General features: G+C 62.2%; 17 protein-coding genes. 12 read left to right on the top strand and 5 right to left on the bottom strand.

The genetic code is table 11. The annotated features are described in order from the left end of the window. The first annotated feature begins 2 nt into the window (after nt 1-2). The 4 genes from ACTJK9_RS05530 to ACTJK9_RS05515 all read left to right on the top strand — a co-directional run bounded on the left by ACTJK9_RS05530 (nt 3) and on the right by ACTJK9_RS05515 (nt 7,323). Nucleotides 3-3,089, top strand: coding sequence for an autotransporter domain-containing protein (locus ACTJK9_RS05530; protein ID WP_440812731.1), 3,087 nt, complete (start codon nt 3-5; stop codon nt 3,087-3,089). A gap of 57 nt (nt 3,090-3,146) precedes the next feature. Next, nucleotides 3,147-4,835, top strand: coding sequence for a polyurethane esterase (locus ACTJK9_RS05525; RefSeq protein ID WP_440812729.1), 1,689 nt, complete (start codon nt 3,147-3,149; stop codon nt 4,833-4,835). Nucleotides 4,836-4,935: 100 nt separating this feature from the next. Next, nucleotides 4,936-6,789, top strand: coding sequence for a polyurethane esterase (locus tag ACTJK9_RS05520; protein ID WP_440812726.1), 1,854 nt, complete (start codon nt 4,936-4,938; stop codon nt 6,787-6,789). Nucleotides 6,790-6,948: 159 nt separating this feature from the next. Further along, a complete protein-coding gene (locus ACTJK9_RS05515) occupies nt 6,949-7,323 on the top strand; it encodes a hypothetical protein (RefSeq protein WP_064596542.1) in 375 nt (124 codons plus the stop codon). Nucleotides 7,324-7,382: 59 nt separating this feature from the next. On the opposite strand, the gene ACTJK9_RS05510 is transcribed toward ACTJK9_RS05515, so the two are convergent. After that, nucleotides 7,383-7,607 carry a YgdI/YgdR family lipoprotein gene (locus ACTJK9_RS05510; protein WP_039768348.1) on the bottom strand — a complete coding sequence of 75 codons (225 nt, stop codon included), beginning with the start codon at nt 7,605-7,607 and terminating at the stop codon, nt 7,383-7,385. Between the two features lie 197 nt (nt 7,608-7,804). Here ACTJK9_RS05510 and ACTJK9_RS05505 point away from each other — a divergent pair, with 197 nt between their 5' ends. The 4 genes from ACTJK9_RS05505 to ACTJK9_RS05490 are packed head-to-tail and all read left to right on the top strand — an operon-like array spanning nt 7,805 to nt 14,314. Then, nucleotides 7,805-9,457, top strand: coding sequence for a VRR-NUC domain-containing protein (locus ACTJK9_RS05505; RefSeq protein WP_221397327.1), 1,653 nt, complete (start codon nt 7,805-7,807; stop codon nt 9,455-9,457). Beyond that, the gene (locus ACTJK9_RS05500; RefSeq protein ID WP_440812722.1) at nt 9,454-11,772 is read left to right on the top strand and encodes an ATP-dependent DNA helicase; all 2,319 of its coding nucleotides are present in this window, start codon (nt 9,454-9,456) and stop codon (nt 11,770-11,772) included. The genes ACTJK9_RS05505 and ACTJK9_RS05500 overlap by 4 nt, the downstream gene beginning before the upstream one ends. Nucleotides 11,773-11,782: 10 nt before the next feature. Continuing rightward, a complete protein-coding gene (locus ACTJK9_RS05495; protein WP_440812720.1) occupies nt 11,783-13,723 on the top strand; it encodes a PAS domain S-box protein in 1,941 nt (646 codons plus the stop codon). A 54-nt stretch (nt 13,724-13,777) separates the two neighbouring features. Further along, a complete protein-coding gene (locus ACTJK9_RS05490; protein ID WP_064596549.1) occupies nt 13,778-14,314 on the top strand; it encodes a hypothetical protein in 537 nt (178 codons plus the stop codon). 11 nt (nt 14,315-14,325) lie between these two features. Here the strand turns inward: ACTJK9_RS05490 and ACTJK9_RS05485 are convergent, their stop codons facing one another. The 4 genes from ACTJK9_RS05485 to ACTJK9_RS05470 all read right to left on the bottom strand — a co-directional run bounded on the left by ACTJK9_RS05485 (nt 14,326) and on the right by ACTJK9_RS05470 (nt 18,554). Then, the gene (locus ACTJK9_RS05485; protein WP_440812718.1) at nt 14,326-15,702 is read right to left on the bottom strand and encodes a cation:proton antiporter; all 1,377 of its coding nucleotides are present in this window, start codon (nt 15,700-15,702) and stop codon (nt 14,326-14,328) included. A 48-nt stretch (nt 15,703-15,750) separates the two neighbouring features. Beyond that, nucleotides 15,751-16,362 (bottom strand): Yip1 family protein, encoded by a 612-nt coding sequence (locus ACTJK9_RS05480; RefSeq protein ID WP_085610274.1) that lies wholly within the window; start codon nt 16,360-16,362, stop codon nt 15,751-15,753. 90 nt (nt 16,363-16,452) lie between these two features. Continuing rightward, complete coding sequence (locus tag ACTJK9_RS05475) at nt 16,453-17,310, bottom strand: SDR family oxidoreductase (protein WP_163975210.1); 858 nt, start codon at nt 17,308-17,310, stop codon at nt 16,453-16,455. Nucleotides 17,311-17,405: 95 nt separating this feature from the next. After that, nucleotides 17,406-18,554, bottom strand: a complete 1,149-nt coding sequence (locus ACTJK9_RS05470; RefSeq protein ID WP_440812713.1) for a MalY/PatB family protein — start codon at nt 18,552-18,554, stop codon at nt 17,406-17,408. A gap of 323 nt (nt 18,555-18,877) precedes the next feature. Here ACTJK9_RS05470 and fdnG point away from each other — a divergent pair, with 323 nt between their 5' ends. From fdnG to fdhE, 4 genes are read left to right on the top strand one after another with little or no spacing between them, the layout of a single operon-like run. Next, complete coding sequence (gene fdnG, locus ACTJK9_RS05465) at nt 18,878-21,943, top strand: formate dehydrogenase-N subunit alpha (protein ID WP_440812711.1); 3,066 nt, start codon at nt 18,878-18,880, stop codon at nt 21,941-21,943. Between the two features lie 14 nt (nt 21,944-21,957). Beyond that, entirely contained in the window at nt 21,958-22,893 is a 936-nt protein-coding gene (fdxH, locus tag ACTJK9_RS05460; RefSeq protein ID WP_221397335.1) for a formate dehydrogenase subunit beta, read from the top strand. Beyond that, entirely contained in the window at nt 22,890-23,543 is a 654-nt protein-coding gene (locus tag ACTJK9_RS05455) for a formate dehydrogenase subunit gamma (protein WP_039768364.1), read from the top strand. The genes fdxH and ACTJK9_RS05455 overlap by 4 nt, the downstream gene beginning before the upstream one ends. Nucleotides 23,544-23,546: 3 nt before the next feature. Continuing rightward, a complete protein-coding gene (fdhE, locus tag ACTJK9_RS05450; RefSeq protein ID WP_440812706.1) occupies nt 23,547-24,473 on the top strand; it encodes a formate dehydrogenase accessory protein FdhE in 927 nt (308 codons plus the stop codon). The last annotated feature ends 9 nt before the right edge of the window (nt 24,474-24,482 follow it).

Raw genomic sequence — 24,482 nt, 5'->3', positions numbered from 1 at the left:
GGATGAAAAACAACAACACCCCCGCGCAATCGGGTGGCTGCTTTCGCCTGAAAACTCTCAACGTCGCCTTGCTCTGCGCACTGGCCACCTGGGGCAACGCAAACGCGGCGCCCTACGTGGAAAGCGGCCGGGCAGGGGATCCGGGCAGTTGGCGCAGCGCCGAATTCCAGGCCGACTGGGGCCTGGGCGCCATCGGTGCGGATCACGCGTACGCCGCCGGTTACACCGGTAAGGGCGTGAAACTGGGGATCTTCGACCAGCCGGTCTACGCCGCGCACCCGGAGTTTTCCGGCAGTAACAAAGTCATCACCCTGGTGACCTCGGGGATCCGCGAATACACCGACCCGTACATTCCGGTCAAAGCCGGGGACGCGTTTCGCTATGACGGTTCGCCCTCGGTCGGCTCCGACGGCAAGCTCGGCGCCCACGGTACTCACGTCGGCGGTATCGCCGCCGGCAGCCGTGACGGCGGGCCGATGCACGGCGTGGCGTTCGGCGCACAGATCATCAGCGCCGACAACGGCGACCCGGGCCCGGAAGACGGCATCGTGCGCGGCAACGACGGCGCGGTGTACAAGGCCGGCTGGGATGCGCTGATCGCCAGCGGCGCGCGGATCATCAACAACAGCTGGGGCATCGGCATCACCGACCGTTTCGACCTCGGCGGCCGTGACCCGGCGTACCCGCATTTCACCGTCAACGACGCGCAACTGCAGTTCAACGAGATCCGCACACTGCTGGGCACCAAACCCGGCGGCGCCTACGACGGCGCAATCGCCGCCGCACGCAGCGGGATCGTGACGATTTTCGCAGCGGGCAACGACTACAACCTGAACAACCCGGACGCCATCGCCGGCCTCGGTTACTTCGTGCCGGACATCGCGCCGAACTGGATCACCGTCGCCGCCTTGCAGAAGAACCCGGATCTGGCCAGTGCCAACCCGTACATCATGAGTACGTTCTCTTCGCGCTGCGGCTACACCGCGAGTTTCTGCGTGTCGGCACCGGGTACGAAAATCTTCAGTTCGATCATCGAAGGCACCAACGCCGACAACCTGACCACGGGTTACAAGAACTACAACGGCACCTCGATGGCCGCGCCCCACGTGGCCGGTTCCATCGCAGTGCTGATGGAGCGCTTCCCGTACATGACCGGCGATCAGGTCGCCAGCGTTTTGCGCACCACGGCCACCGACCTCGGCGCACCGGGCATCGACGCCCTGTACGGCTGGGGCATGATCAACCTGCGCAAGGGCATCGACGGCCCGGCGATGTTCGTCACCGAGCAGGACATTCCCGAAGAATTCCGCATCCAGGGCGCCTACGGTTCCGGTCAGTTCGTGGCCGATCTGCCGGGCATCGGCGCGATCATCGATGCGGGCAAGCCCACCGAGCGCGTGTGCAACGACATCACCTGCGGGCTCGACACCTGGCGCAACGACATTTCCGGCCATGGCGGTTTGACCAAGCAGGGCATCGGCACCCTGGTGCTGACCGGCAACAACACCTACAGCGGCCCGACCCTGGTCAATCAGGGGCGATTGGCAATCAATGGCTCGCTGCAATCGGCGGTGACGGTCAATGACGGCGGCATCCTCGGCGGTAACGGCCGGATCGCTGCGCTGACCGCCAACAGCGGCGGTACCGTGGCGCCGGGCAACTCCATCGGCACCCTGAACGTGGCCGGTGACGTGACCTTCGCACCGGGTTCGACCTATGCGGTGGAAGTGTCCCCGACCAGCAGCGACCGGATCGTCGCCGGCGGCAAAGCGGTGATCGAAGGCGCAACCGTGACTATGTCGCTGGAAAACAGCCCGACGCTGCTGACCACGGGCGAAGTGAAAAGCCTGCTCGGCACCCAGTTCAACATCTTGCAGGCAGCGGGCGGTATTGAAGGGCAGTTCGGACAAGTGTTGCCCGACTACGCGTTCCTCGGCGGCACCCTGGCTTACTCGGCAAACGGTGTGCAACTGGACGTCGGCCGTAATGGCGCCTCGTTCGCCAGCGTCGGCCTGACCCCGAACCAGCGCGCGGTCGGTGCTGCCGCCGAACGCCTCGGCGCCGGCAATGCGTTGTTCGAAACCCTGTTGCTGTCGCCGTCGGCGGCCGCTGCGCAGGATGCCTTCCAGCAACTGTCCGGCGAGATTCACCCGGCGATCGGCACGCTGCTGATCAACGACAGCCGCTACCTGCGCGATGCCGTGGGCGAACGTCTGCGCGAGCGTGATCTGTTCGATGCCGGCGCGCCGACCGATGACCGCAGCAACGCCTGGCTCAAAGTGCTGGGCGCCTGGGGCAAGAGCGATGGCGGATCGAAATACGCCGATTCCACCAGTTCCATCGGCGGCCTGCTGGCCGGTGTCGACGGCCTGATCGCTGAAGATACCCGCCTGGGTTTCGTGACCGGTTATAGCGACAGCTCGTTGAGCATGGGCGAGGGCACACATTCGTCCGCCTCGGTCGATAGCTATCACCTGGGCGCGTACCTGGGGCATCAGATCGATGCGCTGCGTCTGACCGCCGGTGCGGCTTACAGCTGGCATCGCATCGACGTCAAACGCGACCTGCAGTTCGGTGGCGTCAGCGGCAAACAGAAAACCAAGCGCGATGCGACCACCGCGCAATTGTTCACCGAAGCGGCTTACGACCTGGGCCTGCAACCGATGAACCTGGAGCCGTACGCCAATCTGGCCTACGTGCACCTCAATAGCGACAGCTTCACCGAGAAGGGTGATGCCGCCGCACTGAAGGGCGGTGAAGACAACCGCGACGTGGTGTTGTCGACCCTCGGTGTACGGGCCAAACGCACGTTTGCCCTGTCGGAGAAACACCAGCTGGAACTGGGCGCAAGCCTGGGCTGGCAGCACAACTTGAGCCGCGTGGATGCTGACAGTCACCTGGCGTTCGCCAATGGCAACAGTGCATTCACCGTGCAAAGTGTGTCGATGGATCGAGATGCAGCGGTGGTCGGCGTGCGCGCCGGGCTGGCGCTCAATCGCGATGTCCGGGTCAACCTGGACTACAACGGGCTGATCGGCTCTAACGAAAAGGACCACGGTGTGGGCCTGACGCTGGACTGGCAGTTCTAAGGGGTAGCGGCAGTTCTTTCGAGAACTGCCGTTTTTGAAAGGAAGAGAGAGCACAACATGGGATTGTTCGATTACAAAAACGCCGACGGCAAAACGCTGTACAGCGACGCCATCGCCCTGACGCTGTATGCCTACACGCCGACCGGGCAGGCCTTGCCCGGCACTGGCTGGAAGCCGATCGGCGCCACGGCGCTGGGCTATCAGGGCAAGGTCGGGGCGCAGGGCACATTTTTCGGCGAGAAGGACGGCTTCACCAGCGCCGAAGCCGAAGTGCTCGGCAAGTACGACGCCGCGGGCAAGCTGATCGGCATCGGCGTGGCCTTCCGGGGCACCGGCGGACTGGGTTACAGCGACACCTTCGGCGACATGAAAAACAACCTGCTGGCTGCCATCGGCCCGTCGGATTACGCCACCCAGTACGCGAAAAACGCGTTCGACAACCTGCTCAAATCGGTGGCCGCGTTCGCCGTCGCCCATGGCATCGCGTCCAAGGACGTATTGATCAGCGGCCACAGCCTCGGCGGTCTCGGGGTCAACAGCGTGGCAGAGTTGAGCGCGAGCAACTGGGGCGGGTTCTTCAAGGACGCCAACTACATTTCGTTCGCTTCGCCGACCCAGAGCAGCACCGGCACCAACGTGCTGAATATCGGCTACGAGAACGACCCGGTGTTCCGCGTGCTCGACGGCACCACGTTCAGTACCGCGTCAATGGGCAAACACGACAAGCCGCACGATTCGACCACCGACAACATCGTCAACTTCAACGACAACTACGCGTCCACCGCGCAGAACCTGGTGCCGTTCAGCATCGCCAATCCGCTGAACTGGTCGGCCCACAGCTCGCTGGGGTATGCCGATGGCCTGAATCGGGTGATTGCGTCGAAGTTCTACGGCCTGACGCACAAGGACTCGACGATCATCGTCTCCAACCTTGAAGAAGCGTCGCGGGGCAAGACCTGGGTTGAGGATCTGGGCCGCAGCGGCGAACCGCACACCGGCAGCACGTTCATCATCGGCACCGACAGCGGTGACTGGCTCAAGGGCGGGGCGGGCAACGACTTCCTGGAAGGTCTGGGCGGCGATGACCGTTTCCGTGACGACGGCGGCTTCAACATCCTGCTCGGTGGCCAGGGCCTCAACACCTTCGAGCTGCAAAAGCCGCTGCAGAACTTCAGCTTCGCCAATGACGGCGACGGCACGCTGTACGTGCGTGACGCCTACGGCGGGATCAGCATGACCCGCGACATCGGCGCGCTGGTCAGCAAGGAGTCGGGTTCGTGGTGGGGCAGCAAGGAAATCACCTGGACCGTCACCGCCAAAGGCCTGGCCAATGGTGCCGAACTGACCCAGTACAACCACTCGCTCAGCGGCGGCGCCATGGGCGACACCCTCAAAGCCACCGCCGACGGCGACTGGCTGTTTGGCCTGGGCGGCAACGATCACCTGCAAAGCGACAAGGCCCACGTGACCTTCGTTGGCGGCGCCGGCAACGACGTGATGAGCGCGGTGGGTGGCAACAACACCTTCCTGTTCAGCGGCGCCTTTGGCTTCGACGCGATCAATGGCTACCAGGGCAGCGACAAACTGGTGTTCATGGGCGTCGAAGGCGCAGGGCAGGGCTACGACTACAAGCAACACGCGTCGCAGTCCGGAAGCGATACCGTGCTGAAGATTGGCGACTTTGCCGTGACGCTGGTCGGGGTTGGTGTGGCTAACCTGTCGGATTCGAGTTTCGTCTTCGCCTGACAAACGAAAGTTGTACTGAAATGCTCCGGGGCGCCTCGGGAGGGGCGTTCTGGTTGTGAGCTATCTCTGAACAATTCCAACAAAGAGAGAGGCAACAGCAATGGGTGTGTATGACTACAAGAATTTCGGTACGGCGGAATCCAAGGCGCTGTTCAGCGACGCCATGGCCATTACGCTGTATTCCTACCACAACCTCGATAACGGCTTTGCCGTCGGTTATCAGCACAACGGCTTCGGCCTCGGCTTGCCGGCCACGCTGGTGACCGCGCTGATCGGCGGCACGGACTCCCAGGGAGTGATCCCCGGCATTCCGTGGAACCCCGATTCGGAAAAAGCCGCGCTCGATGCGGTGAAAAAAGCCGGCTGGACCCCTATCACCGCCGCGCAACTGGGGTACGAGGGCAAGACCGACGCGCGCGGCACCTTTTTCGGTGAAAAGGCCGGTTACACCAGCGCCCAGGTGGAAATCCTCGGCAAATACGACGCTCAGGGTCATCTGACGGAAATCGGCATCGCTTTTCGCGGCACCAGCGGCCCACGGGAAATCCTGATCGGCGACTCCATCGGCGACGTGATCAACGACTTGCTCGCTGCATTCGGGCCCAAGGATTACGCTAAGAACTACGTCGGCGAAGCGTTCGGCAACCTGATGAACGATGTGGTGGCGTTCGCCAAGGCCAACGGCCTGACCGGCAAGGACGTGCTGGTCAGCGGCCACAGCCTGGGCGGGCTGGCGGTCAACAGCATGGCGGACCTGAGCACCAGCAAATGGGACGGGTTCTTTCAGGATTCCAACTACATCGCCTACGCCTCGCCGACCCAGAGCAGCACCGACAAGGTGCTCAACGTCGGCTATGAAAACGATCCGGTGTTCCGCGCCCTCGACGGCTCGACCTTCACCGGTGCATCCCTCGGCGTGCACGACGCGCCCAAAGAGTTGGCGACCGACAACATCGTCAGCTTCAACGACCACTACGCCTCGGCGGCGTGGAACGTGCTGCCGTTCTCGATCGTCAACATTCCGACCTGGATCTCGCACCTGCCGACCGCCTATGGCGACGGCATGAACCGGGTGATCGAGTCGAAGTTTTACGACCTGACCAGCAAGGACTCGACGATCATCGTCGCCAACCTGTCGGATCCGGCGCGGGCCAACACCTGGGTGCAAGACCTGAACCGCAACGCCGAAACCCACAAGGGCAGCACCTTCATCATCGGCAGCGACGGCAATGACCTGATCCAGGGCGGCAACGGCAACGATTACCTGGAGGGCCGCGCCGGCAACGATACGTTCCGCGATGGTGGGGGTTACAACATCCTGCTCGGCGGCTCGGGCAACAACACCCTGGAGTTGCAGAAGTCAGTCAATAGCTTCGACTTCGCCAACGACGGCGCCGGCAACCTGTACATCCGCGATGCCAACGGCGGGATCAGCATCACCCGCGACATCGGCAGCATCGTCACCAAGGAGCCGGGCTTCCTCTGGGGCCTGTTCAAGGACGACGTGACCCACAGCGTCACGGCGGCCGGTCTTAAGGTCGGCAACAACGTCACCCAGTACGAATCGAGCGTGAAGGGCACCGGCGGTGCCGACACCCTCAAGGCCAAGGCCAGCGGAGACTGGCTGTTCGGCCTGGACGGCAACGACCACCTGATCGGCGGGGCGGGCAACGACGTGTTCGTCGGCGGTGCCGGCAATGATCTGCTGGAATCGGGCGGCGGGGCGGATACCTTCCTGTTCAGCGGCGCGTTCGGTCAGGATCGCGTGGTCGGTTACACCGCCAACGACAAACTGGTATTCCTCGGCGTGCAGGGCGTATCGCCCAACGACGACTTCCGCGCCCATGCCACGGCGGTGGGGCAGGACACGGTGCTGAAATTCGGCGCTGACTCGGTGACGCTGGTCGGGGTTGCGTTGAACAGCCTGAGTGCCGACGGGATCGTGATCGCCTGACGGCAAGGTTGGGGAGGGAGCGTATTCCCTCCCCATAGCAAAAGTGACTCACCAGCCATTCCCTGACTCCAATCCCTGCACCAACAGGAAATGCGGTCTAAAGCCATGACGACAACGTTCGTCATGTAAGGGTCGCCAACGAGTACAGGAGATTCACACGTGAAAGGTTTCAAGGGGTATATCGGTGTTGCGGGGCTTGTGCTGCTGTCGGCCAATGCCTGGGCCGATCTGCCTCACAGCTCGATTCTGAGCCGCTATGGCGTGACACCCGATCAACTGCCAGAGCCGGCCAAAAGCGAAGACGCCAAACCCGTCGAAGAAAAAAGCCGCTTTCATATCCAGCCTGAACAACCGTTCGTGACGATTCGCATCGGCGAAGACCATGAGCCGGAAATGACCGGAAATCTGAGCATCGACCGCATGGCGCAACAGGAGCGTCAGCGCTGCCAGCGCTTGCAGGAAGAACTGGTTCGCCGTGGCGAGCGTCCCTTCAGTTGCGACGGCTCACTCCCGGGCATGGCGTTACCACGCTGATGAATGCAAAAAAGGCTGCGATCCCATAGGGTTCGCAGCCTTTTTTGATGTTTTATCCGTCAGTCTTCTTTGCGCACCGTGGCCACTTCGTCGGCACGTACGCGGACTTTGGCGCCTGAAATATCCTTGAACTCGTAGAAGCCATCCTCGGTTTTGGTATCGGGCATGTCTTCGGTCAGGTACTGGGTGCCGTTCTGCAGGGTGACCACCGTTGGCGTCGAGCAACCGGCCAGCGTCAACAGCGCAGCGACTGCCAGCGGGATACCCAAGGTTTTGATTTTCATAGGACGGCTTCCTCATTCATTTCGACCATTGTCGGTCCTCTAACGCGGTTGGTGCCGTGACACCCGGAAAAGTTCGATGGCCAAGTGAAAAAAACTGCTTTGCCGATGCCATTGATCCTTTTCCGTTTGCGCCCGCCGGGACAGGCTGGTATCTGTACGCATAACCAGTACTCGCTTGCCATGGCCCCGAAACCACCGTGACTGCCAATCCCCTCGACGACCCGTTCTATTACCTCAACAACTTCCGCCAGGTGCTTGATTGGCTTGAGCTTCGCTATGCCGATGTCATGAGCGAAACGGAACATGCCTTCATTCGCGACTTCAAGGCGCTGCCGCGTCCGTCCCAGGGTTTGCTGGTGCGTATGGTGATGCGCAAGGGTGTACATTTCCGGGCCAGCAAGCTGAATTACACGGAAATCGGCGACATCGCCGAAGCGGCGCAACCACTGCTGGAGCATGGCTGGCTCGATGAACAGGCACCGTTGACGATGGTGGAGCTGTTCGAGGTGTTGCTCAAGGCCGAGATCCTGCAAGCCTTCGCCCCGGCCATCGACCAGCCTAAAAGCAAGAAAGTCGACTGGCTGCCGCTGCTGCACGAACAATTCCCCGAGCCACGCAGTTTCCAGCAATGGTGCCCGACGCTGGCCGACCGGCTGTTCAGCCTGACATTGATGGACCTGTGCGACCGTTTTCGCCTGATGTTTTTCGGCAACCTCTATCAGGACTGGTCAGAGTTCGTGCTCGCCGACCTTGGCATTTTCACCTACGAAAAAGTCGAATTCAGTGCCGATTCCCTTGGCTTGCGCAGCCGTGCCGACGTCGATGCGTGCCTGTTTCTGCACAACTGCCAGCTGTATTTCGAAGCGGGCGAACCACTGGAACCGATCGTCGAACAGGTCGCCGCGTTGCATTTCGACAACCCGTGGCTGCAACGCCGGCGCGGCAAGCTGTTGTTCCAGATCGGCCAATACTGCGAGCGCATCGGCGAATTCTCCCTGGCCCTGAAGATCTATCGCGATTGCGCCTATCCCGGCGCCCGATTGCGGATGATCCGCGTGCTGGAGCGCAGCGCCGAATATGCGCTGGCCCTGGAACTGGCGGTCATTGCCGAGCAGGCACCTGAAACCGCCACCGAACAACAGGGCCTGCAACGGGTGTTGCCGCGTTTGCGGCGCAAGCTCGGCGGGCCACCGATCAAGCGCACGGCGCCCGGCCTGGTGGAGCGGCTGGACCTGCACCTGCCGCGTCTCGATCCGGCGTTGTCGGTGGAGTATCACGTTCAGGCGCATCTGCACGAAGAGACGGGCCCGGTGCATTACGTGGAAAACAGCCTGATCAATTCATTGTTCGGCCTGCTGTGCTGGCCGGCGATCTTCGCGCCGCTGCCCGGCGCGTTCTTTCACCCGTTCCAGCGCGGACCCGTGGATCTGCTCAACGAGGACTTCCAGCCCCGACGTGCGGAGCTGTTCCAGGCCTGTCTGGCCGAACTCGACGATGGCCGTTATGCCGACACCATCCGCGCGCGGTTCAGCGCCAAATGGGGTGTGCAGTCGCCGTTCGTGTTCTGGGGCGCGCTCAATGAAGAACTGCTGGAGCAGGCGCTGGCCTGTCTGCCGGCTGAACACCTCAAGCACTGGTTCAGCCGTCTGCTGCTGGACATCAAGGCCAATCGTGCCGGCATGCCCGACCTGATCCAGTTCTGGCCGCAGCACAGGACCTACCGGATGATCGAAGTCAAAGGCCCCGGCGATCGCCTGCAGGACAACCAGCTGCGCTGGCTGGAGTTCTGCAACACGCATCGGATGCCGGTCGCCGTGTGTTACGTGCAATGGGCGGAGCAGGGCGCTTGAGCTACAGCATCGCGGTGCGGGCGCTGTGCGAATTCACCGCAAAAACCGGTGACCTCGACTTGCGCTTCACGCCGTCGCCGACCGCGCTGGAGGGCATCGCCGGGCATCGCACGGTGGCGTCCCGGCGCAACGACGCCTACCAGAGCGAAGTGGCGCTGGAGGGCGCATTCGGGCCATTGAAGGTCAAGGGCAGGGCGGACGGCTACGACCCGACGCAGAACTGCCTGGAAGAAGTCAAAACCTACCGCGGCGACCTGAGCAAGCAACCGACCAATCACCGTTCGTTGCATTGGGCCCAGGCAAAAATCTACGGCTGGTTGATGTGCTGTCGATTACAGCTTGAGCAGATCAATCTGGCGCTGGTGTATTTCGACATCGTCACGGAAAAGGAAACCTGTCTGGTCGAAGCGTTCAGCGCCGATACGCTGCGGCAGTTCTTCGAACAACAGTGCGGTTTGTTCCTGGCGTGGGCCGAACAGGAAATGGCCCACCGCGAAGCGCGCAACCGGGCGGCGCAGCAGCTGGGTTTTCCTCATGCTGCCTTTCGCCCCGGCCAGCGTCACCTCGCCGAATCGGTGTTCAAGGCCGTCAGCACCGGCCGCTGCCTGATGGCCCAGGCCCCGACCGGGATCGGCAAGACCCTCGGCACCCTGTTTCCGATGCTCAAGGCGTTGGCGCCGCAGCAACTGGACAAGGTGTACTTCCTCACCGCCAAGACGCCCGGACGCAAACTGGCGCTGGATGCAGCGCAAGTGCTGTTCGATCACAGCGAAACCTTGCCCCTGCGGGTGCTGGAAATGGTCGCCCGGGACAAGGCCTGCGAACACCCGGACAAGGCCTGTCATGGCGAATCCTGCCCGTTGGCTCAGGGCTTTTACGACCGTTTGCCCGCCGCCCGTGAGGCTGCCAGCCAATTGCGCCTGCTGGATCAGACCGCGCTGCGAGACGTCGCGGCGCAACACGCGGTGTGTCCGTATTACCTGAGCCAGGAAATGGCCCGCTGGGCCGACGTGGTGGTGGCGGACTACAACTATTACTTCGATTTCAGTGCACTGCTGTTCGGTCTCGCCCAGTTCAATCAATGGAACGTTGCGGTGCTGGTGGACGAGTCGCACAACCTGGTCGAGCGCGGGCGGCAGATGTACAGCGCCACCCTCGATCAGGCGACATTGGGCAGCGTGCGCAAAACCGCGCCCGAGGTCTTGAAGAAGTCGTTGCAACGGGTCAACCGTGAATGGAACGCCCTGCACAATGACCAGTTGGCGCCGTATCAGGCCTACGACAAGGCGCCGGAAAAACTGCTGCAGGCGCTCTCGTCCTGCACGGCGAGCATCGGCGACTACCTCAACGATCACCCGCAAGGGCTCGACAGCGGATTGCAGAACTTCTACTTCGAGATGCTGCAGTTCGGTCGGGTGGCGGAACTGTTCGACGCGCATTACCTGTTCGACATCAGCAAACGCGATCTCGAACGCAAACGCCCGTTATCGCAACTGTGCCTGCGCAACGTGGTGCCGGCGGCGTTCATCGGCCCGCGCCTGACGGCGGCGCGCAGCAGCGTGCTGTTTTCCGCCACCCTCAGCCCGCGCCACTATTACGCCGACTTGCTGGGCACCCCGGCCGACACGGTCTGGATCGATGTCGAGTCGCCGTTCAGTGCCGAACAATTGCAGGTGCAGATCGTCAGCCGGATTTCCACGCGTTTCACGCACCGACAAGCGTCGCTGGAACCGATTGTCGAGCTGATCGCCCGCCAGTTCAACGAACGCCCGGGCAACTACCTGGCGTTCTTCAGCAGCTTCGATTACCTGCAACAGGTTGCGCAGTTACTGGCCGAGCGGCACCCGCATATCACCCGTTGGCAGCAGTCCCGGGGCATGACCGAAGGCGCGCGGCAGGATTTTCTCGACCAATTCACCGCCGACAGCCAAGGCGTGGGCTTCGCTGTGCTCGGCGGCGCCTTCGGTGAAGGCATCGATCTGCCCGGCGCGCGGCTGATCGGCGCGTTCATCGCCACCCTCGGGCTGGCCCAGCTCAACCCGGTCAATGAACAGATGAAGCGCCGTATGGCGGCGATCTTCGGTGCCGGTTACGACTACACCTATCTTTTCCCAGGCGTGCAGAAAGTGGTGCAGGCTGCCGGGCGGGTGATCCGTACCCAGCAGGATCGCGGCGTGGTGATGCTGATCGATGATCGCTTTGCCGAAAGTCGTATCCGGCAGTTGCTGCCGCGCTGGTGGCACCTCGCTCACACAGAAGACGCTGTCCATTCCCCCGGTTTGACGCATACTCCTGTCATTGAGAATTTGCTTTGAGCCAAGCCTGATGAGCGATAACAAGAAGTCCGCTGCAATCGAAGACATGCGTTTTCGTTTGCTGATCGATGCGGTGGTCGATTACGCGATCTACATGATCGACCCCGAAGGCATCATCACCAGCTGGAATTCCGGCGCCAAACGCTTCAAGGGGTACGAAGAAGCCGAGATCCTTGGCGAGCACTTTTCAAGGTTCTACACCGACGAAGATCGCGCCAACGGTATGCCGCAGCGGGCGCTGGACACGGCGATCCGCGAAGGCCGGTTCGAGGGTGAGGGCTGGCGGGTGCGCAAGGACGGCACGCACTTCTGGTGCCACGTGGTGATCGATCCGATTTTCAGCCCGAGCGGGCAACTGCTCGGGTTTGCCAAGATCACCCGCGACCTGACCGACCGCAAGATGGCCGAAGAAACCCTCAAGCAGAGCGAACAGCAGTTTCGCCTGCTGGTGCAGGGCGTTAGCGACTACGCGATCTACATGCTCAGCCCGGACGGCCGCGTGTCCAACTGGAACCCTGGTGCGCAGCGGATCAAGGGCTACAGGCCGGAAGAGGTCATCGGCCAGCACTTTTCGATGTTCTACACCCCTGAAGATCGTGAGATCGGCGAACCCCAGCGCGCTCTGGAAACCGCCGCGCGCGAGGGCCGTTTCGAGAACAAGAGCTGGCGTCTGCGCAAGGACGGTACGCGATTCCTGGCGCATGTGGTGGTCGATGCGATTCGCGGTGAAACCGGAACGCTGCTTGGTTTCGCCAAGATCACCCGTGATGTGACCGAAGCCACAGAGGCCCAGCACGCACTGGAGAAAACCCGTGAAGCGCTGTTTCAGGCGCAGAAAGTGCAGGCCATCGGTCAACTCAGCGGCGGCATTGCCCACGACTTCAACAATCTGCTGACGGTGATCCTCGGTAATCTGGAGATCGTGCGCAAACGTGTAGGCGACGACCCGAAGGTCAGCCGCCTGCTGGAGAACGCCACTCAGGGAGCATTGCGCGGCGTATCGCTGACCCAACGCATGCTGGCCTTCGCCCGGCGTCAGGAGCTCAAGACCGAACCTGTCGACATTGCGAAGCTGGTGCAGGGCATTACCGGGCTGCTGCGCAGTTCGCTGGGGCCGGGGATCCGCATCGAAACGCAGTTTCCCGAAGACCTGCAAGCGGTGCTGGCCGACAGCAATCAGCTCGAACTGGCGGTGCTCAACCTCGCCACCAACGCCCGCGACGCCATGCCCGAGGGCGGCAGCGTCACCATCAGCGCGGAACCTGAAGTGGTCATCGAACAAAACGATTCGACGCTCGCGGCCGGGCGCTATGTCTGTCTGCGGGTGACCGATACCGGGGAAGGCATGGACGCTGATACGCTGGCGTCGGCAACCGATCCGTTTTTCACCACCAAGGGTTTGGGCAAGGGCACCGGCCTGGGATTGTCGATGGTCCATGGCTTCATCGAACAACTGGGCGGCCGGTTCTTTCTGAAAAGTATCAAGGGGCAGGGCACCACTGCTGAGCTCTGGTTACCGGTCGCCCTCGACGGAGTCGCGACCCAATCGTCTGGCACGATGGTGTCCACCGTTACAGTGCCGCGCCTCAGCGTGCTGGTGGTGGATGATGACAGTCTGGTGCGTACCAGCACCGTCCTGCTGCTGGAAGACCTTGGCCATCGGGTGATCAGCGCCTCCTCTGGTACCCACGCGCTTGAGCTGTTTGACCAGGGAGAGGTCATCGACCTGATGATCACCGACATGGCCATGCCGCATATGAGCGGCGCGCAACTGGCTCATGCCGTGCGTTTGCTCAAGCCGGATCTGCCGATCATTCTCGCCACCGGCTTTGCCGAACGCCTCGAAGGCTTCGCAGCGGGGTTGCCACGGCTGTCGAAACCGTTCAATCAGATGAATCTTGTAACGATTATTGCCCAGACGATGAAACGAACCGGGGCTGAATCCGGCTGAACTTGTCCGCGACGGGGCGGCTCCAAACGCTTTGCCTTTCGGAGCGTTCGTACCGTGCCTCGCATACTGACCCAACCGACCGCCGAAGAAACCCTGACTGAACACAACGCGAAGATGTTCGGTTCACCCAAGGAACGGCTGGATTTCTACCGTCGGGAAATCCAGTACGAAACCAGCATCCTGGCCAACCGCACCGACGCCTACCTGGCAGCGCAATCGTTTCTGGTAATTGCCTTCGCGTCCTGCATGGCCAACCTCAACCCCGAGTGGGGCAAGTTGTTCACCCTGGTGGTGCCACCGTTCCTGGCCTTGCTCGGCCTGCTCAGTTCGCTCAATGCCTGGCCGGGAATTCGTGCTGCCTACGACATCATCGATCATTGGCACTACAAGCAAAGTGAATTGCTGCGCAGCGAACCGCTGATGGGCCTGGCTTATGACGAATCGCCGTTATTCAGCGAAATGGAGTCGAGCCACAAGGGGTATCGCAAGTCATTGCTGTTTTCCATTCGTACGCCGTGGATTTTCGCCACATTCTGGATGTTGCTCGGCAGCTATGCCTTCTATATTCAGGTAACCAATCCGGGAGGATGAATGTCACCCCGCTATCGAGCCCGGTCATCATGGCCGGGCTTTTTTCGCCCGTTTCGATTCTTGCGCCGCTCATAGCTGGCGAGGATCGGCTGGGTGCTGACGCCGTGCAGCAGAATGCTCAGCGCCACCACCGACAGGGTCAGGTCGGTACACAGCGTCGCCACGCTGTCGCCCAACCCATGGTTCAGCGCATAGAAGAGATAGAACAGACTGCCGATCCCACGAATACCGAACCAGCCAATCAATAACCGTTGGCGCCCCGCGAGCAGCGATCCCCACGGCATCAACCCCACGCAGACCGGGCGGATGACACAGAACAGCACGCCGCCGACCAACAGCGCCCGCCAATCCCAGTGACTGACCAGCACCACGCCCAGCAGGGTAACCAGAAACACTTCCATCGCCCGTTCCACCAAACCGCCGAACGCGAGCATGTCGCCCATCATGATGCCGGCGGCCACCTGACTGTCTTCCAGCCGCTCGGTATCGCCGTGCACAGCCTGCTGCGGCTCGACGTTCTGATGACCGACCACCGGTTGCACCATGTGTTCGGCGGGCGGTTGGTGGGCGCCGGTGGATTTGACTTCCTCCTGTCGCAAGCCGAGGCCGGCGGCGAATACCGACAGAAAGCCGTAGCCACCAATGGATTCAGCCACCACATACGCCAGCGCAATCAACGCCAGGGCCAGATAGTCGTTCGGGCTCAGGGTGCTGTCATCGTTGCGAATGCGCAGCGACAAGGTGAGTCGACCGATGCCACGGCCCATCCAGTAGCCGCAAAGCAACCCGGCCGGAACCGCCCACAAAAGGCTGCGCAGTACCCAGTCGGGCCACTCGGCGGCAAACCCTTCACCGTGCAGCAGCAACAGCCCGAGGATCACGAAGGGAAATGCAACGCCGTCGTTGAGCCCGGCCTCGCCGGACAGGCCGAAACGCACGCTGTCGACGTCCCGCGCATCGTTAACCTGCACCAGCGCCGCGAGCACCGGGTCGGTCGGAGCCAGAATCGCTCCGATCAACAGCGAAGGGCCCCAATTCAGGTTCAGGCCAAAATGCAGCAACAGGCAGACGCCAATGATCGTCAGCACCATCACCGGACCTGCCAGACCGAATGCAATCCGCCAGCGTTTGTCGCGCAATGGCAAACGTAACTTCAAACCGCAGACGAACAGGGAAAACAGCACCGCGACTTCGGTCAGGTGCTCCATCCACAAAGAGGCTTCGTCCAGCGGCAGTTTCAGCAGATCAAGCCCTGCCGGCCCGATGCCGACGCCCAGCAGCAGGCAAACAGCCGAGGTCGTGACCGGCATCCAGCGCAGGTACGACGATGTCAGCGCCAGGGTCAGCAGCACGGCACCGAGCACCGCCACCCAGATGATGAAGCTCATGACGCGCGGCCCGTAAGGTCAGTTCGATGCCGCCCCGACATGATCGGCCTAACCTGCAGTCGTGCGCAGGTATTCCGGCGTCAGCACGTTGAACCACAGCAGGATCATCGACACCAATAACGTCACCAGCACCAGCAGCGCCACACCCCAGACACTGGCCGAGTACAACAGGCCCTGTTCCTTGCGCTCGTGCATGAAGGTCGGCAGGCCGACGAACAACAGGAATGTCGAATAGATCGATGCAGCGCCGAGCACCAGCACCGCCAGCCACCGGCTGGGATACAGGCCGGCGAGACCGGCGATGAAAAACGGGGTGACGGTGTACGCCGCGAAACCGATGCACTGGTTGAGTGTCGGCCGGGCATCGAAGGTACGCGACATCCAGCGGATGAAACCGCCAATGATCGCCACGCCGACCACGATGGTGATATAGAGCAGGACACTCAGCTGCAAGGCGCTGGCACTGCTGAGCCTGACGGTTTCACCCACCGCCAGGCTCCAGCCGACATAGGTGGTGCCAATGAACAGGCACACCGCCGGGACGAGGGCGAGCAACAGCAGGTGAGCAAGGTAATGACGCGGGTGGGCCTCTTCTTCGCGGCGGATGTCAGTCCAGGCAAAGTTCGGCTGGGTGAAGAGCTTGATAATAGGCGCAGACATGACGACCTCCTGATCTCTTGCAACCCGAACGGGCCATGAAGGTATGGAGAGGTCGCCTTGTCCAGCGGTTCACTTTTTCTGGCAGGCGGTTCAGAGCATCGGTTTGCCGCCGGTCACGCCGTAGCGCTGGCCGGTGATGTAGCTGGCTTCATCAGACGCCAGCAGCACGTAGATCGGCGCGACCTCCACTGGCTGGCCGGGACGCCCGAGTGGTGTTTGCTCGCCAAAGTGCTGCACTTCCTCATCGGGCATGGTCGAGACAATCAGCGGCGTCCAGATCGGTCCCGGCGCCACGCAATTCACGCGGATTTCCCGCGGGCCGAGCATTTGCGCCAGTCCGCCAGTGAAATTGGCGATGGCGCCTTTGGTGGTGGCGTAGGCGAGCAGGGTGGGCTTGGGCATGTCCGAGTTGATCGAACTGGTGTTGATGATGGAGGAACCAGGTCCCATGTGTTTGATGGCGGCCTGACACAGGCGGAAGATCGCGGTGATGTTGACGTCGAAGGTCATCACCCATTCATCGTCAGGAATCTCCTCGAAGGTTTCATGGGTCATCTGGAAGGCCGCGTTGTTGACCAGCACGTCGATGCGGCCGAAGCGCTCGACGGTCTTGTCCACCAACGCCTGGCACTGGGCTTTCTGGGCAATGTCTCCAGGCAGCAGCAGGCACTGGCGGCCGGCCTGTTCGACCCAGCGCGCGGTTTCCTTGGCGTCTTCGTGTTCATTTAAATAGGCGACCGCTACATCGGCACCTTCGCGGGCAAAGGCGATCGCCACCGCCCGACCGATGCCACTGTCGGCACCGGTGATCAAGGCAATCTTGCCGGCCAGCCGACCTGAGCCGGTGTAGCTCTGTTCGCCGCAATCAGGATACGGCTCCATCTTGCGCTGCGAACCGGGAACCGGCTGCGCCTGTTTCGGGAACGGGGGTTTTGGATAGTCGGTCATCGTCAATCTCCGGGTCTCATGGCAAGTAGGCCGGTTGACCCGACCCGCTTGCGCTGAGTTCGATCGGATTGACGCTTGGATTTACCCTGACTTGACTACCAGGACTTGAGGGCTCGCTCCATCCGGGCAATGCCTTCTTCCAGCATCGAACGCGGGCAACCGAAGTTCAGGCGCACGAATTGCTGGCTGTGGTCGCCAAAGTCCAGACCCGGGCTGAGGCCGACCCGGGCGTGGTCCAGGAAGAACTTCTGCGGGTCGTCCAGATCCAGCGCCGAGCAGTCGAGCCAGGCCAGATACGTGCCTTGCGGCACATTGAGGGTCACGCCGGGCAAGCGGTTGCGCACCGCGTCCACCAGCCAGTCACGGTTGGCTTGCAGGTACTGTTTCAGCGCCTCAAGCCACGGACCGGCTTCGCTGTAGGCCACGCGCGTGGCTTCCATGCCCAGCGGGTTGACGCTGTCGACCATGCCGCAGCGGGCGTGGTTGACGCGTTCGCGCAGGGCCGCGTCCTGGATGATCATGAACGACGTCTTGAGGCCGGCGATGTTGTAGGCCTTGCTCGCCGACATCAGGGTGATGGTGCGGCGGGATATTTCCGGGCTCAGGGACGCGGTCGGAATGTGCACGCGGCCGTCATAGCACAGCTCGGCATGGATCTCGTCGGAGATGATCCAGGCGTCCCGCGCCACGCAGATGTCCGCCACGGCTTGCAGTTCTTCACGGCCAAAGACCTTGCCGATCGGGTTGTGCGGGTTGCTCAGGAGCAGGGCGCCGCCACCTTTCAGGGATTCACGCAGTGCGTCCAGCGGGGTGGCGTAGCTGCCGTCGGCCTGGGCGTTGAATTCCAGCTCGACCTTGTTCAGGCCCCAATGGCCCGGCGCGTGGCGCAACGGCGGGTAGTTCGGGGTTTGCACCACGACGTTCTGCTGCAGTTGCACCAGCGCCTTGAGCGCCATGTTGAAGCCCGACTCCACGCCCGGCAGGAAGATCAGTTCCTGGGGTTTGACCCACCAGGCGAACTTGTTCCAGAGGTCGGCGACGATGGCCTCGCGCAGGTTGTCCTGGGCCACGCTGTAGCCCACCAACGGGTGCAGCAGACGTTGGTGCAGCGCCTCGATGACCACCGGCGGGGCGGCGAAATCCATGTCAGCGACCCACATCGGCAACACGTCGGCCGGGTAGCGGCTCCACTTGGTGCTGCCGGTGTCGTGGCGGTCGAATACCTGATCAAAATCGAAAGTCATGCGCGGTCTCTGAAGGCGGAGATGGGTCGTGCCGGCGATGATAAACCCCCATCCCCTGTGGGAGCGAGCCTGCTCCGGGCGGCGATCCGACGATAGCGTCAGACCAAGCGCTACGAATGTGGATGTACCACCGTCATCGCAAGCAGGCTCGCTCCCACAAGGTTTGGGCTGACTTATGACCGAGGGGTGGCCGACGGTCGGTTTTCACACAGGTCGCAGAGGCTTTGTCTACAGTGAAAAAGTCGGCACTCGTGTGCCGCAACCGTGATTGTCCAGAACAAACCCGGCACCAGTACCGGGTTCCACCTGATCAGGAGTGCACGATGGATCTCAGCCGTCGTCAGTTCTTCAAGGTCGCCGGTATCGGCCTTGCAGGCTCTAGCCTGGGCGCGTTGGGCATGGCCCCGACGCAGGCCTTCGCCGAGCAGGTGCGCCACTTCAAGCTTGCCCACACCCATGAAACCCGCAACACCTGCCCGTATTGCTCGGTCGGTTGCGGCTTGATCATGTACAGCCAGGGCGATGCCGCGAAGAACGTTGCGCAAAACATCATCCATATCGAGGGCGACGCCGACCACCCGGTCAACCGCGGCACTTTGTGCCCGAAAGGCGCGGGCCTTTTGGACTTCATTCACAGCCCCGGCCGCTTGCAGTACCCGCAGGTGCGCAAGCCCGGCAGCAGCGAATGGACCCGGATCACCTGGGACGAAGCCCTCGACCGCGTTGCCGACCTGATGAAGGCCGACCGCGATGCCAATTTCGTCGAGCAGAACGCCCAGGGCCAAACGGTCAATCGCTGGCTGACCACCGGATTCCTCGCGGCGTCGGCGGCGTCCAACGAAGCGGGTTACATCACCCACAAGGTGGTTCGCAGTCTCGGCATGCTGGGGTTCGATAACCAGGCGCGTGTCTGACACGGCCCGACGGTGGCAAGTCTTGCCCCGACGTACGGCCGTGGAGCCATGACCAACACCTGGACCGATATCGCCAATGCGAATCTGATCCTGGTGATGGGCGGCAACGCAGCAGAAGCCCATCCTTGCGGCTTCAAATGGGTGACCGAAGCCAAGGCGCACAACGCCGCGCGGCTGATCGTGGTTGATCCGAGGTTTACCCGGACCGCATCCGTGGCCGATTACTACGCGCCGATTCGCACCGGCAGCGACATCGCGTTCATGGGCGGGCTGATCAATTACCTGCTGACCGAGGACAAGATCCAGCACGAATACGTGCGCAACTACACCGACGTGTCGTTTATCGTCAGAGCCGGATTCGGCTTCGAGGACGGGCTGTTCACCGGTTACGACGCGGCCAAGCGCAGCTACACCGACAAATCCACCTGGGGTTACGAGCTGGGTGACGACGGCTTCGTCAGAGTCGATCCGACCCTGCAGGACCCGCGCTGCGTCTACCAATTGATGAAGCAGCATTACAGCCGCTACAACATCGACCTGGCGAGCCAGATCTGCGGCATGCCGGTCGATGCGATGAAAAAGATCTGGGAGGAAATCGCCACTTGCTCGGCGCCGGGCAAGACCATGACGATTCTTTATGCACTGGGCTGGACCCAGCACTCGATCGGCTCGCAGATCATCCGCAGCGCGGCGATGGTGCAACTGTTGCTGGGCAACGTCGGCATGCCCGGCGGCGGGGTCAATGCTTTGCGCGGGCACTCGAACATTCAGGGCCTGACCGACCTTGGTCTGCTGTCCAACGCGCTGCCGGGTTACCTGACCTTGCCGACCGACGCCGAGCAGGATTACGCGGCCTTCATCCATAAACGCACGCAAGTCCCGCTGCGGCCGGGGCAATTGTCCTACTGGCAGAACTACAGCAAATTCCACGTCAGCCTGATGAAAGCCTGGTACGGCGCCAATGCCACCGCCGAGAATCAGTGGGCCTACCACTACCTGCCGAAACTCGACATCCCCAACTACGACATCCTCAAGGTGTTCGATCTGATGGGGCAGGGCAAGGTCAACGGCTACATGTGCCAGGGCTTCAACCCGATTGCCGCGTTGCCGGACAAGAACCGGGTGATGGCGGCACTGGCCAAACTGAAATGGCTGGTGGTGATGGACCCGCTGGCCACCGAGACCTCGCAGTTCTGGGAACACGTCGGGCCGTTCAACGATGTGAAGAGCGCCGACATCCAGACCGAAGTCATCCGCCTGCCAACGACGTGCTTTGCCGAAGAGGACGGCTCGCTGGTCAACAGCAGCCGCTGGCTGCAATGGCACTGGAAAGGTGCCGACGGCCCCGGCGAGGCGCGTACCGATGTGCAAATCATGAGTGCGCTGTTCCTGCGTCTGCGTGAGCGATATCAGGCGGAGGGCGGCAAATTCGCCGACCCGCTGTTGAAACTGTCGTGGCCGTACAAGATCGCCGAAGAACCCTCGCCGGAAGAGATCGCCAAAGAGGTCAACGGTTACGCCACCACTGATTTCACCGACGCCACGGGTGCGGCGATCAAGGGCAATTCGCAACTGGCCGGGTTCGCCCAGCTCAAAGATGACGGCAGCACTGCGTCCGGCTGCTGGATTTTCTGCGGCAGCTGGACCGAAGCCGGCAACCAGATGGCCCGCCGCGACAACAACGACCCTTACGGCATGCATCAGCATCAGGGCTGGGCGTGGGCCTGGCCGGCCAACCGACGGATTCTGTACAACCGCGCTTCTGCGGATGTCGCCGGCAAACCGTGGGATGCAAAAAAATGCCTGGTCTGGTGGAACGGCAAGGCCTGGGGCGGCACCGACGTGCCGGACTACAAGGCCGACGTGCCGCCGGAAGCCGGGATGAACCCGTTCATCATGAACCCCGAAGGCGTGGCGCGGTTCTTCGCCGTCGACAAGATGAACGAAGGGCCATTCCCCGAGCACTACGAGCCGTTCGAAACGCCGATCGGTATCAACCCGCTGCACCCGGAAAACAAGAAAGCCACCAGCAACCCGGCGGCGCGGATCTTCGATTCGGTGTGGGACAGCCTCGGCGTGGCCAAGGATTATCCGTATGCAGCGACCAGCTACCGGCTGACCGAGCATTTCCACTTCTGGAGCAAGCACTGCAAGTTGAACGCGATTGCTCAACCGGAGCAGTTCGTGGAAATCGGCGAGGTGTTGGCCAAAGAGAAAGGCATCGTCGCCGGGGATCGGGTTCGCGTGAGCAGCAAGCGCGGGTTCATTGAAGCGGTGGCGGTGGTGACCAAAAGGATCCGGCCGTTGCAGGTCAACAACCAGGTGGTGCACCAGATCGGCATTCCGCTGCACTGGGGCTTCACCGGCCTGACACGCCACGGTTACCTGACCAACACCCTGGTGCCGTTTCTCGGCGATGGCAATACACAGACCCCGGAATCCAAGTCATTCCTGGTCAACGTGGAGAAGCTCTGATGGAGAATCTTTAGATGGCCAGCCAAGACATCATTGCCCGCTCGGCCACCACCACGCCGGCGCCTTCAATACGCGGCCAGGAACAGGTGGCCAAGCTGATCGACACCACCAAATGCATCGGCTGCAAGGCCTGCCAGGTCGCGTGCTCGGAATGGAACGAGCTGCGCGACGAGGTCGGCCACAACCACGGCACCTACGACAACCCGCAGGACCTGAGCGCCGATTCATGGACGCTGATGCGCTTCACCGAGCACGAAACCGACGCCGGCAACCTCGAATGGCTGATCCGCAAGGACGGCTGCATGCACTGCGCCGAGCCCGGTTGCCTGGCGGCGTGCCCCAGCCCCGGCGCGATCATCAAGCACGCCAACGGCATCGTCGATTTCGATCAGGATCACTGCATCGGCTGCGGTTATTGCATCACCGGCTGCCCGTTCAACATCCCGCGCATTTCGCAGAAGGATCACAAGGCCTACAAATGCACGCTGTGTTCGGACCGGGTGGCGGTGGGGCTGGAGCCGGCCTGCGTGAAAACCTGCCCGACCGGGGCCATCGTGTTCGGCACCAAGGACGACATGAAGACCCACGCCGCCGAGCGCATCGTCGACCTGAAAAGCCGTGGCTTCGACAACGCCGGCCTGTATGACCCGCAAGGCGTCGGCGGCACCCACGTCATGTACGTGCTGCACCACGCCGATACCCCGAAAATCTACGCCGGCCTGCCGGACAACCCCGCGATCAGTCCGCTGGTGGGTTTGTGGAAAGGCATCAGCAAGCCGTTGGGTCTGCTGGCCATGGGCGCGGCGGTGCTGGCCGGGTTCTTCCATTACGTGCGGATCGGCCCGAACCGGGTCGAGGAAGATGAACATCCCGATCCGCCCGACACCTCGGTGCACGTCGTCGATCCGGCAGTGCACACCTTCGACCCACGTGGGGAGGGCCGGCCATGAGCAACAAGACGATCCTGCGCTACACCGCCAACCAGCGCACCAATCACTGGCTGGTGGCGATTCTGTTCTTCATGGCCGGGTTGTCGGGGCTGGCTCTGTTTCATCCGTCGATGTTCTGGCTGACAAACCTGTTCGGCGGCGGGCCGTGGACGCGAATCCTGCACCCGTTCATGGGCGTGCTGATGTTCGTGTTCTTCCTCGGTCTGGTGTTTCGCTTCTGGCGCTCGAACTTCTTCATCGACAACGACTGGAAATGGCTGCGGCGCATCGACCGGGTGCTGGTCAACGACGAGGAGACCGTGCCGGCGGTGGGCAAGTACAACGCCGGGCAGAAGCTACTGTTCTGGACTTTACTGCTGTGCATGCTCGGATTGCTGTTCACCGGGCTGGTGATCTGGCGCGCGTATTTCAGTCACTACTTCGGCATCACCACGATTCGCTGGGCCATGCTGCTGCACGCTCTGGCGGGGTTTGTGCTGATCCTGAGCATCATCGTTCACATCTACGCCGGGATCTGGATCAAGGGCTCGGTGGACGCGATGATGCACGGCTGGGTCAGCCGCGCCTGGGCCAGGAAACACCATGCACTCTGGTATCGCGAGGTGGAGAGCAAAGATCCGCCAGAGCGACCGGTCACGAAAAAGGGCTGACAGTTGCCAACCATCCTCGAACCCGGAGAAATCGAAGCGGCGGCCAGTTCGCCGCCGTTTCTGCACCTGCCACCGCACAACCTGTTCACGCTGCGGGCCCAGCGTCTGGAGCGTTTGGCCGAAGGTCATCCGCTGGCCGATTACCTGCATTTGATCGCCGGTTTATGCCGTGTCCAACAGCAAATCCTCGATGATCCGCCCTCGACCGCGCCGCTTGATGAACAGCGGCTGGAAGTCTGCCGGCAACACGGCATGCCACCGTTCGCCGCCGACACCCTGATTCGCGAGGACACCTGGCAGCTGTATCTCGAGGCCTTGCTCCAGCGCTATGTCGCCCCCGAGCAATCGGCCGTGATCGAAGCCGTGACCACGCTGCGCATCGCCAGCCCCGGCCAGTGGCGCGCCTGGGCCGTGGCGCTGGTCAGCGGCCAGTATTCGCTGGTGCCGGCGGCGCTGGTGCCGTTTCTCGGGGCGGCGCTGCAAGCGGCGTGGAGTCACTGGCTGCTCAGCGCACCGAACCTGCAACTGACACCCGGCGACAGCCTCAGCCAGTGCCGGGCCTGTGGCTCGCCGGCCATGGCCGGGGTGATCCGCCATCGCGGCAAGCACAACGGCCTGCGTTATCTGGTGTGTTCGCTGTGCGCCTGCGAATGGCATGTGGTACGGGTCAAGTGCGTGTATTGCGAACAGAGCAAAGGCTTGGAATACCTGAGCCTTGAGGATGACCGCCACGCCGCCAATCAGGCGCCGCTGCGCGCCGAAGTCTGTCCGGGCTGCAACAGCTATCTGAAGTTGCTGTATCTGGAAAACGACGGCGAAGGCGAGGCACTGTCGGCGGATCTGGGCAGTCTGTTGCTCGACATGCGCCTGGCTCAGGACGGCTATCAGCGGCTGGCGCCGAATCTGCTGTTGGCGCCAGGAGACGAATGAGGCAAGGGT

Origin of the sequence: Pseudomonas sp. 22082 (genome assembly GCF_052046055.1) — a bacterium.
Classification (GTDB): domain Bacteria; phylum Pseudomonadota; class Gammaproteobacteria; order Pseudomonadales; family Pseudomonadaceae; genus Aquipseudomonas; species Aquipseudomonas pharyngis.
Note: the sequence above shows the minus strand (reverse complement) of the source record. Positions and strands in the feature narration are given on the sequence as shown.